This window comes from Nonomuraea guangzhouensis (assembly GCF_019396345.1).
GTDB classification, from domain to species: domain Bacteria; phylum Actinomycetota; class Actinomycetes; order Streptosporangiales; family Streptosporangiaceae; genus Nonomuraea; species Nonomuraea guangzhouensis.
Window position 1 is genome coordinate 145935 of sequence record NZ_JAHKRM010000020.1, and the last position, 12411, is coordinate 158345.

The window sequence follows — 12411 nt, forward strand, 5'->3', positions numbered from 1 at the left end:
GGCTAACGAAAAATGAGTCTGTCCGGGCTTCTTGATCTTGTCATCTCCGACCCCAAGCTGACCGCCGCCCTGGAAGAGGGCGGAGACATCTCACTGGTGGCGCCGTCCGCGCTGCGGCCGTTCGGGGTGGCCGCGCTGGCCGGGCACGATCAGCGGGCCGTGCTGGCGATCACCGCCACCGGCCGCGAGGCGGAGGATCTGGCGAGCGCGCTGACCAGCCTGATCGAGCCCAGCTCCGTGGCCGTCTTCCCCGCCTGGGAGACGCTGCCGCACGAGCGGCTCTCCCCGCGCAGCGACACCGTGGGACAGCGGCTGGCGGTGCTCAGGAGGCTTTCGCACCCGGTCAAGGACGATCAGTCGGCCGGGCCGCTCAGTGTGGTCGTGGCCCCGATCAGGGCGTTGCTTCAGCCCATCATGAAGGGTCTGGGCGATCTGGAGCCGACCCGCCTGCGCGCGGGCGACGACGCCGACCTCGACGAGGTCGTGCGGCGACTGGTCGAGAACGGCTATCACCGGGTCGACATGGTGGAGAAGCGGGGCGAGGTGGCGGTCCGCGGCGGGCTGCTCGACGTGTTCCCGCCGACCGAGGAGCATCCGCTGCGGCTGGAGTTCTGGGGCGACACGGTCGAGGAGATCCGCTGGTTCAAGGTGGCCGACCAGCGGTCGCTGGAGGCCGCGGACGGCGGGCTGTTCGCGCCGCCCTGCCGTGAGCTGCTGCTCACCGCCGAGGTCAGGGAGCGGGCGCGCGAGCTGGGCCGGGAGCACCCGGCGCTGGCCGACGTGCTCGACCAGCTCGCCGAGGGGACGCCGGTCGAGGGCATGGAGGCGTTCGCGCCCGTGCTGGCGGGGGAGATGGACCTGCTGCTCGACCACCTGCCCGCCAACGCCGCGGTGTTCGTCTGCGACCCCGAGCGGATCAGGAGCCGGGCCGAGGAGCTCGTCCGCACGTCGCAGGAGTTCCTGGAGGCGTCGTGGATCAACGCGGCGGCCGGGGGCGAGGCGCCGATCGATCTCGGCGCGGCGGCGTTCCGCTCGCTGGAGGAGATCCGCGGGCACGCCGACGTGCTGGGGCAGCCGTGGTGGACGATGGCGCCGTTCGGGGCCGGGGTCGAGCTCGACGCGCAGGACTCCGAGGCGTACCGGGGCGACACCAGGAAGGCGCTCGACGACGTCAAGGGCTGGCTGGCCGAGGACAAGGCGGTCGTGCTGCTCAGCGAAGGGCACGGCCCGGCCGAGCGCATGGTCGAGGTCCTCAAGGGCGTGGACGTTCCGGCCCGGTTGGTGAAATATCTGGATAAGTCGCCGGATCCGAAGGTTGTCCATGTCTCGACGGGGTTGATCGAGCACGGGTTCATCACCCCCAACCTCGCGGTGCTCACCCACCTCGACCTCGTCGGCCAGAAGGCGTCCACCAAGGACATGCGCCGCCTGCCGTCCCGCCGCCGCAACATGGTCGACCCGCTCCAGCTCAAGGTCGGCGACCACGTGGTGCACGAGCAGCACGGCGTCGGCCGCTACGTCGAGATGGTGCAGCGCACGGTCCAGGGCGCGACGCGCGAATACCTGGTCATCGAGTACGCCAAGGGCGACCGCCTGTACGTGCCGACGGACCAGCTCGACGAGGTCACCCGCTACGTCGGCGGCGAGGCCCCGACGCTCAACCGGATGGGCGGCGCCGACTGGGCCAAGGCCAAATCCCGGGCGAAGAAGGCGGTCAAGGAGATCGCGGGCGAGCTCATCCGCCTCTACTCCGCGCGCATGGCCTCGCCCGGCCACGCCTTCGCCGCCGACTCTCCGTGGCAGCGTGAGATGGAGGACGCCTTCCCGTACGCCGAGACCGGCGACCAGCTGGAGGCCATCGACGAGGTCAAGCGCGACATGGAGCGCGGCGTCCCGATGGACCGGCTGATCTGCGGCGACGTCGGCTACGGCAAGACCGAGATCGCGGTGCGGGCGGCGTTCAAGGCGGTCCAGGACGGCAAGCAGGTGGCCGTGCTGGTGCCGACCACGCTGCTGGTGCAGCAGCACATGTCGACGTTCACCGAGCGGTTCTCCAGCTTTCCCGTCGCGCTCAGGCCGGTCTCCCGCTTCCAGACCGACGGCGAGGTCAAGGGCACCCTGGAGGGGCTCCGCACCGGCGCCGTGGACCTGGTGATCGGCACCCACCGGCTGCTCAGCCCCGAGGTCAGGTTCAAGGATCTGGGGCTGATCATCATCGACGAGGAGCAGCGGTTCGGCGTCGAGCACAAGGAGGCCATGAAGCACCTCCGCACCCAGGTCGACGTGCTGGCCATGTCGGCCACGCCGATCCCGCGCACGCTGGAGATGGGCCTGACCGGCATCAGGGAGATGTCGACCATCCTCACCCCGCCGGAGGAGCGGCACCCGATCCTCACCTTCGTCGGACCGTACGACGAGAAGCAGATCGCGGCCGCCATCCGGCGCGAGCTCATGCGTGACGGCCAGATCTTCTTCGTGCACAACCGGGTGGCCTCGATCAACCGGGTCGCCGCCCGGATCAGGGAGCTGGTGCCCGAGGCGCGCATCGCGGTGGCCCACGGGCAGCTGAACGAGCACCAGCTGGAAAAGATCATGGTCGGCTTCTGGGAACGCGAGTACGACCTGCTGGTCTGCACCACGATCGTGGAGTCCGGCCTCGACGTGCCCAACGCCAACACGCTGATCGTCGACCGGGCGGACAACTACGGCCTCTCACAGCTGCACCAGCTCAGGGGCCGGGTCGGGCGAGGCAGGGAGCGGGGTTACGCCTACTTCCTCTATCCGCCGGAGAAGCCGCTCACCGAGACCGCCCACGAGCGGCTGGCGACGATCTCGCAGCACACCGAGATGGGCGCGGGCATGTACGTCGCGATGAAGGACCTGGAGATCCGCGGCGCCGGCAACGTGCTCGGGGCCGAGCAGTCGGGCTTCATCGCGGGCGTCGGCTTCGACCTGTACGTCCGGCTCATGGCCGAGGCCGTGCAAGAGCAGAAGGCCAAGCTGTCCGGCGTGGAGGTGGCCGAGGAGCACCACGACGTCAAGGTCGAGCTGCCGATCAACGCGCACATCCCGCACGACTACGTCACCTCCGAACGGCTGCGCCTGGAGGCGTACAAGCGGATCGCCGCCATCTCGGCCGACATCCACATCGACGAGGTCCGCGCCGAGTTGACGGACAGATACGGCAAGCCACCCGTCGAGGTGGAGAACCTGCTGGCCGTCGCCCGCTTCCGCATCCGGGCCCGTCAGGCCGGGCTCACCGATGTCACGCTGATGGGCCAGAACATCAAGTTCGGCCCGGTCCGGCTGCGGGAGTCGCAGCAGGTACGCCTCGACCGGCTGTACAAGAAGGCCATCTACAAGCAGGCGGCGGAGACGCTGCTGGTGCCCGCGCCGAAGACCAAGCCGCTGGGCGGGCAGCCGCTTCGCGACCTCGACCTGCTCAAATGGTGCGGGGACCTGGTCGAGGCGATGTTCCTCGAGCCGGCGAGGGTAAGCTAGCCGCGGTTTTTGTCGGAAAGGACGCACGTGAAGTCGATTCGAGTGGCAGTGGCCGCTGCAGTGGTGGGTGTCGCGCTGACCGCCTGCTCCTCGCCCATGGAGGCCGGCGCCGCGGCCGTGGTGGGTCATGAGCGGATTTCGGCGCGCGACCTGAACAAGAACGTCCAGGCGTACGAGGCCGCCCTGCGGAAGGTCAACATCGAGCCGTCGCAGCTCGGTGTGTCGGTCAACCAGTTCGTCCTGTCCAGGATGGCCGAGCAGAGCCGGCAGCAGCAGCTGGCCGAGAAGTTCGGGGTGCAGGTCAGCGAGACGGAGATCGACACCGCCGCCCAGGACAAGGGCGAGCAGCAGACGCCCGAGATGAACCTGCTGTCCAAGGCCGTCGACCCGACCGACCCGCGCGGCTACCTGCGGGCGATGATCGGCGTCAACAAGGTGATCGAGAAGTTCGGCGGTTCGCAGAACCAGCAGGCCGTCGAGAAGTTCAAGGTCGAGTACAACGCGCTCGCCCCGGTCTTCAGCCCGCGCTACGGCAAGATCGGGCAGCAGGGCTTCGTCGACGCCGGCCGCTTCGGCAAGCCGTCGGAGACCAGCGAGCAGACCGGCCAGGCCCAGCAGCAGTCGCAGGGCTAGTCGTGCCGCTGATCGTCGTCACCACCTCGCCGCGGGTCGCACCGGGTCTGCTGAGCCACCAGGCGTGGCGGGCGTTCGGTTCGGGCCCCGTGCTGACCGGGTCCGAGGATCACCCGCAACTGCCCTACCTGGCCGAGGCCGGGGTCGAGGTGGCCGTCGTCACGCCCGACCCCGCCGCGCTGGCACGGCGGGCGGTGACGGAGACCGTGGTCTGGCTGGCCGCCGCCGACTCCGAGGACTTCATGCGCTCGGTCGGCCACGCCGCCGTCGCGATGGCCGAGCCGCCGCTGATCGAGGTGGTGCCGGGCTCGTACGATCTGCCGGGCGCACGGGTGCTCGACCTGGTCGCGGTGATGGACCGGCTGCGCACCGAGTGCCCATGGGACCGCAAGCAGACGCACGAGACCTTGGTGCCGTACCTGCTCGAAGAGGCCTACGAGGTGCTGGAGACGATCGAGCAGGGCGACTACCCGGCGCTCCGCGAGGAGCTGGGCGACCTGTTGCTCCAGGTGGCCTTCCACGCGCGGGTGGCCGATGGGTTCGACATGGACGACGTGGCCGAGGGGATCGTCGAGAAGCTGGTGCGGCGCCATCCGCACGTGTTCGGCTCGGTGCGGGCGGAGACCGCCGACGAGGTGAACGACAACTGGGAGGCGATCAAGGCGGCCGAGCGCGCGTCGAAGGGCGACACCTCGTCGGTGCTCGACGGGGTGCCGATGGGGCAACCCGCGCTGTCGCTGGCCGCCCAGCTGGTGCGCCGGGCCGAGCGAGCGGGCGCCCCCGGCGAGCTGGCCGCCGCGATCTCGCAGGGGCTGGGGCGCGAGCTGTTCGACCTCGTCCGCCGCGCCCAGGACGCGGGCCTCGACGCCGAAGCCGAGCTCCGCGCCGCCGCCCGCTCCTACCGCGACCGCGTGCTCCGCTGGGAGTCCGAGCGCGAGGCGCCGTAACCCCGCCGCCACCCGGGTTCTCCGGGGATTTGGCGGAGTGTCATGCTTCCGGCTGCTGCCTGGTCCCGAGCGACCGATAGGCTCTGAAGGCATATTTGCCTTTCGATTTAGGAGCGCAACCCGTGGCTACCATCGAGGTCGTATACGCTCGCGAGATCCTCGACTCCAGGGGCAACCCGACCGTCGAGGTCGAGGTGATCCTCGACGACGGCGGCAGGGGACGCGCGGCGGTGCCCAGCGGCGCGTCGACCGGTCAGTTCGAGGCCGTGGAGCTGCGTGACGGAGACGAGCGTTACGGCGGCAAGGGCGTGGAGAAGGCCGTGCTCGCCGTCACCGACGAGATCTTCGAAGAGATCAACGGCATCGAGGCCGAGGACCAGCGCATCATCGACCAGATCATGATCGACCTCGACGCGACGCCCAACAAGTCCAAGCTGGGCGCCAACGCCATCCTGGGCGTCTCGCTGGCCGTGGCCAAGGCCGCCGCCGACAGCGCCGAGCTGCCGCTGTTCCGTTACCTGGGCGGCCCCAACGCCCACGTGCTGCCCGTGCCGATGATGAACATCCTCAACGGCGGCGCCCACGCCGACACCAACGTCGACATCCAGGAGTTCATGATCGCGCCGATCGGGGCGTCCACGTTCCGCGAGGCCGTGCGCATGGGCACCGAGGTCTACCACGCGCTCAAGGGCGTGCTGAAGGAGAAGGGCTACGCCACGGGACTGGGCGACGAGGGCGGCTTCGCGCCCAACCTGCCGTCCAACCGCGACGCGCTCGACCTGATCCTGGTCGCGATCGAGCGGGCCGGCTACACGCCCGGCGACGACGTCGCGCTGGCGCTCGACGTGGCCGCCTCCGAGTTCCACAAGGACGGCGTCTACACGATCGACGGCAAGGGCGTGTCGGCCCAGGAGCTCATCGCCTTCTACGCGGACCTGGTCGACAACTACCCGCTCGTCTCGATCGAGGACCCGCTCGACGAGGAGGACTGGGCAGGCTGGAAGGCCATCACCGAGGCCATCGGCGACAAGGTCCAGCTCGTCGGCGACGACCTGTTCGTGACCAACCCGGAGCGGCTCGGCCGCGGCATCGCCGAAGGCACCGCCAACGCGCTGCTGGTCAAGGTCAACCAGATCGGCACCCTGTCCGAGACCCTCGACGCGGTCGACCTGGCCCACCGCAGCGGCTACCGCTGCATGATGAGCCACCGTTCCGGCGAGACCGAGGACACGACGATCGCCGACCTGGCCGTGGCGGTCAACTGCGGTCAGATCAAGACCGGCGCCCCCGCCCGCTCGGACCGGGTGGCCAAGTACAACCAGCTCCTGCGCATCGAGGAAATTCTCGACGACGCCGCTCGCTACGCGGGTCGCGCGGCTTTTCCGCGCTTCCGGCGCTAGTTTCGGGTACGGCTCGCGGCATGGCGGGTGTGCCGCGAGCCGCTCAGAAACGGCGAACACGACTATCCGCCCAGGCCTGGGCCGGTCGCCACGCCGGGCCGGGCGGTGAGGGGGTATGGAGCCTTGGCGAAGAGGCCGCAGCTGACCGGTCGGGCCGCCATCCTCGCGATCGTGGTGTGCGCGATCGCCATGAGCCTGGCCTATCCTGTGCGCGAGTACATCGCGCAGCGCCGCGGCATCGCGGAGTTGCAGGCGGAGAAGGCGCGGGTCGAGGCCGACCGCCAGGCGCTGGCCGCGCAGGCGGAGCAGATCCGCGATCCCAACTGGATCAAGCGGACGGCCAAGGAACGGCTGCACTACTGCGGGCCGGGCGAGAAGTGCTACGTGGTCATGGACGCCGAGCCGGACAAGACCGAGAAGACGGTCAAGCAGCCCGCGACGCGGCCGCCGTGGTACCAGACGTTGTGGGAATCGGTCGAGGCCGTCGACACGGGCAAGGGCCGCAAGGCCGAATAAGACGGGGAGAGCGTTGGACAGCAGTGACGTCGAAGCGGTGCAGCGGCAACTGGGGCGCCCGCCGAGAGGGCCGCGCGAGGTGGCACACCGCTGCCCGTGCGGCAACCCCGACGTGGTGGAGACCGCGCCGAGGCTGCCCGACGGCTCGCCGTTCCCCACCCTCTACTACCTGACCTGCCCCAAGGCTGCCTCCGCGATCGGCACCCTGGAGGGCTCGGGGCTGATGCGGGAGATGCAGGCCAGGCTGGCCACCGATCCCGAGCTGGCCGCCGCCTACCAGGCCGCCCACGACGACTACGTGGCCAGGCGCGACAAGGCGGCTGAGGACCAGGGGTTGGAGCCGCTGCCGCGCGACATGCAGAGCACCGGCGGCATGCCGCTGAGGGTGAAATGCCTGCACGCGCTCGTCGCGCACGAGCTGGCTGTGCCCGGATCCAACCCGTTCGGCCGGGAGGCGCTGGACGCCCTCCCCGATTGGTGGAGTGACGGACCATGCGTGTAGCCGCCGTTGACTGCGGCACCAACTCCGTACGCCTGCTGATCGCCGACATCGGCGACAAAAGCGACGAGGTCACCGACGGCGCGCCGGCCCATGGCGGGGCGGCCGGTGGCCTGCCGGTCGACGTCGAGCGGCGGATGGAGATCGTCCGGCTGGGCGAGGGTGTCGACAAGACGGGGCGGCTGGCTCCCGAGGCGCTGGAGCGGACGTTCGCCGCGATGCGGATCTACCGCAAGCTCATCGACCAGCACGGCGCCACGGCGACCCGGGTGGTGGCGACCAGCGCGACGCGTGACGCCGCCAACAGGCAGGAGTTCGTCGATGGGGTGCGCGAGATCTTCGGGGTCGAGCCCGAGGTGGTGACGGGCGCGGAGGAGGCCGAGCTGTCGTTCGTCGGGGCGACCAGGGGGCTGGTCCGCTTGTCGCGCGAGACCGGGATGCCGCAGGGGCCGCTCCCGCCCTATCTGGTCGTCGACATCGGCGGCGGCTCGACCGAGTTCGTGGTCGGCTCCGAGCACGTCATCGGCGCGCTGTCGGTCGACATCGGCTGCGTGCGGCTGACGGAGCGCCATCTGCGCTCATCGGGCGCCGTCCCGGAAGAACCACCGTCGGTGCGGGCGCTGGAGGCCATGGTGGCCGACATCGAGGCCGCGCTCGATCGGGTGGCCGAGGTGGTGCCGGTCCAGGAGGCGCACACCCTGGTCGGTCTGGCTGGCTCCGTCACGACGGTGGCGGGCATCGCGCTCGACCTTCCCGCGTACGTTCCGGAGCGGATCCATCACTCCCGGATCACCGCTCAGCAGGTTCATGACGTCACCCGGCGACTGCTCGCGATGACCCATAGTGAGCGGGCCCGGATTCCGGTGATGCACCCCGGAAGAGTCGACGTGATTTGTGCCGGCGCGCTGATTCTGGACCGCATCGTACGGCGTTTCGCGTTTCCGCAGGTAGTCGTGAGTGAACACGACATCCTTGACGGTATCGCCTACTACATAGCCTGATATTTCGACGAAACCCGGACATAGGTAGTTTCCGGTTGTGTTGAGCGTGCAATCAGTTTTGTGCTTAGGTATGGGCAGCATTGCGGGGGCTTTGCCATATCGCCGGACACGGATGGTGTCGGCGTGGCAACCGTTCCCGAGCGCGTCTTTTCCCTAACGGAATGGAGCACTCTCAGATGAAGTCCTCTCCTTTAGCGCGTAAGGCGGCGGCGTTCGGCGCCTCCGCCGCCGTGCTGGGCGCCATGGTCGCGGGGCTGGCAGCCGCTCCCGCCCAGGCGTCCACCCAGGCCACCGCGGGTAAGGCCGGCACCGCGGCCGCCTCCTCCAAGGCCCGGCCCAAGGTCTCGGTGTCCACGCCCAAGGCGTCGTCCCGCGACAACGACGGTTCCTGTCCGGTGAAGGTCGACATCTCGGCCAACATCAACGTCAAGCTCGACGGCAAGACCGAGCTCGCCTACCGCTGGCTCCACGGAGACGGCTCCAAGGGCAAGGTCAAGGTCCTGAAGCTCAAGGGCCACGGCACCAAGTCGGTCAAGATCGGCCAGACGCTGTCCTTCGACGAGGAGGTCAAGGGCTGGGAGGCCGTGCAGGTCCTCGGTCCGCGCAAGGTGACCTCCAAGAAGGGCTACTTCTCGGTCACCTGCCAGGACGCCGTCGTCGTCGACGGTGACCAGCTTGACAAGAAGAAGATCTCGGTCAGCGCTTGGGCCGACCCGAGCTCGTACACCGGGCCCTGCACCCCCGGTGACAAGATCAACTTCGTGGGCCGGATCAAGGTCAGCGACCCGTCGTGGGTCAAGTACCGCTGGGTGCTGGACGGCCGCGTCGTCGACTACGGCAAGGTCGGGGTGCGTCACTCGCGGACGGTCTCCTTCGGCTACTCGCCGCGGGTCAGCGAGCGCGGCTACGCCGTGCTGCAGGTCGTCGGTCGCGACGGCCGCTCGTCCGACCGGGCCTACTACAGGGTCACCTGCGAGAACCCGGCTCCCTCGGTGCGGGTCTCGGCCACCAACCTGGTGACCGCGACCAACAACGACGGCTGCAAGGTCGGCGCGCACGCCACCATCAACTCGACCGGCCGCGCGCGGGTCGAGTACGTGTGGCGGGTCAACGGCACGGCCGTCGACACGGACACGGTCTACTTCGGCCGTGAGGGCTCGCGTAACGTCGAGCTGTCGGACCGCGTTCTGTCCGGTGACGCGACCAAGGGTGGCAGGATCACCCTGACCGTCTCCGGTCCGAACAACAACGACTCGATCTCGCAGTCCTACGCCGCGTGCGTGGCGCCGAAGCCGAAGATCACGGTTTCGAGCATCACGGTCGGCCAGCGCAACGACTTCTGTGCCGACAAGCGCGGCCCGGGCGTCGACTTCAAGGCCACGATCTCCAGCTCCGCTCCGACCACCGTCAAGTACTACTGGGTGATCGACGGCAAGCGGGAGAACCCGGACCTTGAGCGTACGGTCAACGGCAGCGTGGACGTGACGTGGGGCATCGCCGGCGCGCAGAGCGCCAACGAGACCAAGGGCTCTGTCTCGCTCGTGGTCGTCAGCCCCGACGCCGCTTCTTCGGCCACCACCTTCTCGGTGACCTGCCCGAAGAGCACTGTCTGATCGATCGCTGTCTGATCGGTTGAACCGAACCGGGTGGTGCCCTCCGGCACCACCCGGTTTTTCGTTGTCGCTACGGTTGCGACGTGAGCTTCGTACCTCCCGGCACCGGCTGGCCCGGCGACCCGGCGACCGCTGACACCCCGGTCGCCCACGATCCCGCCGACGTGCGCCGCCTGGCCGCCGCCGGCGACACTCTGGCGGAGCTCACCGCCGCGCAGTCCGTGTGCCGGGCCTGCCCGCGCCTGGTGGAATGGCGCGAGGACGTGGCCGAGGTGAAGCGGCGCGCGTTCATGGACGAGACGTACTGGGGGCGGCCGGTCGCCGGGTGGGGCGACGACGAGCCGCGCATCCTGCTCGTCGGCCTCGCCCCGGCCGCGCACGGGGGCAACAGGACCGGGCGGATCTTCACGGGTGACCGCAGCGGCGACTGGCTGTTCGCCTCGCTGTACCGCGTCGGCCTGGCCGTACAGGAGACGAGCACGCGCGCCGGTGACGGGCAGGAGCTGATCGGCGCCCGGATGCTGGCCTCGGTACGGTGCGCGCCGCCCGCGAACAAGCCCACGCCCGAGGAGCGGGCCACCTGCCTGCCGTGGATGTCCCGTGAGCTCGCGCTGACCGCGCCGAGCGTGCGGGTGGTCGTGGCGCTGGGCGGGTTCGCCTGGCAGGCCATGTGGCCCGCGCTCAAGGAGGCCGGTTACTCGCTGCCGCGCGGCAGGCCGCCGTTCGGGCACGGCGTCGAGGTCCAGGTCTCCTACGGCCAGGCGCCGGTGACCCTGCTGGGCTGCTACCACCCCAGCCAGCAGAACACCTTCACCGGCAGGGTGACCGCCCAGATGCTCGACGACGTCTTCGCCAGAGCCAGGGCGCTGGGGGTGTGATGTGTCGCACGACCTGGGGATTGGCTTTTGGGGACGCTCTTGGCGTAACCTTGTGAATAGTTTCACAAGCTTCCCCGCAAGGGATGGGACCCGAGGATGAACAAGCACATTCTGATCGTCGGCGGCGGTTACGTCGGCCTCTACACGGCATTGCGACTGCAGCAAAAGCTCCGCACGGAGCTGCGCGACGGCGAAGTGCGCATCACGATCATCGACCCCCACTCCTACATGACCTACCAGCCGTTCCTGCCCGAGGCGGCGGCCGGCAACCTGTCCCCGCGGCACGTGGTCGCCCCGCTGCGCCGGGTGCTGCCCAAGGTGAGCGTGCTCAACGGCACGGTCACCGCGGTCGACCACGGAGAGCGTTCCGTCACCTTCCAGCCGGTCAAGGGCGAGCCCCGCCAGATCGCCTACGACGTGATCGTGATGGCCGCCGGCTCGATCTCGCGGACGCTGCCGATCCCGGGGCTGACCGACATCGGCATCGGGTTCAAGACCGTGGGCGAGGCCATCGCGCTGCGCAACCGGGTCCTGCACCTGCTCGACTTCGCCGAGTCGACCGAGGACGTGGAGGCGCGCCGCCGGGCGCTCACGTTCGTCGTCGTCGGCGCGGGCTTCGCGGGCGTCGAGGCGCTGGCCGAGCTCGAGGACATGGCCAAGCACTCGACCCGCTACTACCGCAACATCACGCCAGCCGACATCCGCTGGGTGCTGGTGGAGGCCACGAACCGGGTGCTGCCCGAGGTCGGCCCCGAGATGGGCAAGTGGACGCTGGAGCAGCTGCGCGAGCGCGGCATCGAGGTGAAGCTCGACACGCGCCTGGAGTCGTGCGAGGGCGGCCACGTGGTGCTCTCCGACGGCACCGAGTTCGACGCCGAGACCCTCGTGTGGACCGCGGGCGTCAAGCCCAGCCCGGTGGTCAACGACGGCGGTCTGCCGCTCGACGAGCGCGGCCGGATCAAGACCACGACCAGGCTGACCGTCGCGGGCGTCACGGACGCCTTCGCTGCCGGTGACGCGGCGGGCGTGCCCGACGTGACGAACCCGGGCCAGTATTGCGCGCCCAACGCCCAGCACGCCGTACGCCAGGCCAAGGTGCTGGCCGACAACCTGGTTCGCCATCTGCGAGGGCAGGAACTGGTCGACTACCGTCACAAGTATGTCGGATCGGTCGCCGGTCTCGGCCTGCATCAGGGCGTCGCGAACGTCTATGGCGTCAAGCTTCGCGGATTCCCTGCGTGGTTCATGCACCGCACTTACCATCTGTCGCGGGTGCCGACGCTGAACCGCAAGGTCCGTGTCGTCGTCGACTGGACGCTGGCCTTGTTCTTCAAGCGGGAGACCATCTCACTGGGCGAGATGGAGCACCCGCGCGACGGGTTCAGGGCCGCCGTGGCGACGACCCGCCGCTAGCCCGCGTGCA

At 69.4% G+C, this 12411-nt stretch carries 10 protein-coding genes; all 10 read left to right on the forward strand.

The features are described from left to right. Positions 1-12: 12 nt before the first annotated feature. The 10 genes from mfd (at position 13) to KME78_RS36800 (ending at position 12401) form a co-directional block, all read left to right on the forward strand. Positions 13-3501 carry a transcription-repair coupling factor gene (gene mfd / locus KME78_RS36755; RefSeq protein WP_219534048.1) on the forward strand — a complete coding sequence of 1163 codons (3489 nt, stop codon included), beginning with the start codon at positions 13-15 and terminating at the stop codon, positions 3499-3501. 27 nt (positions 3502-3528) lie between these two features. Beyond that, the gene (locus tag KME78_RS36760; protein ID WP_219534049.1) at positions 3529-4134 is read left to right on the forward strand and encodes a SurA N-terminal domain-containing protein; all 606 of its coding nucleotides are present in this window, start codon (positions 3529-3531) and stop codon (positions 4132-4134) included. 2 nt (positions 4135-4136) lie between these two features. Next, a complete protein-coding gene (locus KME78_RS36765) occupies positions 4137-5081 on the forward strand; it encodes a nucleoside triphosphate pyrophosphohydrolase (protein WP_219534050.1) in 945 nt (314 codons plus the stop codon). A gap of 122 nt (positions 5082-5203) precedes the next feature. Further along, positions 5204-6481 carry a phosphopyruvate hydratase gene (gene eno / locus KME78_RS36770; protein ID WP_219534051.1) on the forward strand — a complete coding sequence of 426 codons (1278 nt, stop codon included), beginning with the start codon at positions 5204-5206 and terminating at the stop codon, positions 6479-6481. A gap of 123 nt (positions 6482-6604) precedes the next feature. Next, positions 6605-6997, forward strand: coding sequence for an FtsB family cell division protein (locus KME78_RS36775; RefSeq protein ID WP_219534052.1), 393 nt, complete (start codon positions 6605-6607; stop codon positions 6995-6997). 13 nt (positions 6998-7010) lie between these two features. After that, positions 7011-7499 (forward strand): DUF501 domain-containing protein, encoded by a 489-nt coding sequence (locus KME78_RS36780; RefSeq protein ID WP_219534053.1) that lies wholly within the window; start codon positions 7011-7013, stop codon positions 7497-7499. Next, on the forward strand, positions 7490-8497 hold the full coding sequence (locus tag KME78_RS36785) for a Ppx/GppA phosphatase family protein (RefSeq protein ID WP_219534054.1): 1008 nt from the start codon (positions 7490-7492) through the stop codon (positions 8495-8497). Before KME78_RS36780 ends, KME78_RS36785 begins: the two co-directional genes overlap by 10 nt. 176 nt (positions 8498-8673) lie before the next feature. Next, positions 8674-10110 carry a hypothetical protein gene (locus tag KME78_RS36790; protein ID WP_219534055.1) on the forward strand — a complete coding sequence of 479 codons (1437 nt, stop codon included), beginning with the start codon at positions 8674-8676 and terminating at the stop codon, positions 10108-10110. Between the two features lie 83 nt (positions 10111-10193). Continuing rightward, a complete protein-coding gene (locus KME78_RS36795) occupies positions 10194-10988 on the forward strand; it encodes a uracil-DNA glycosylase (RefSeq protein WP_219534056.1) in 795 nt (264 codons plus the stop codon). A gap of 96 nt (positions 10989-11084) precedes the next feature. After that, entirely contained in the window at positions 11085-12401 is a 1317-nt protein-coding gene (locus tag KME78_RS36800) for an NAD(P)/FAD-dependent oxidoreductase (RefSeq protein ID WP_219534057.1), read from the forward strand. Positions 12402-12411: the final 10 nt, after the last annotated feature.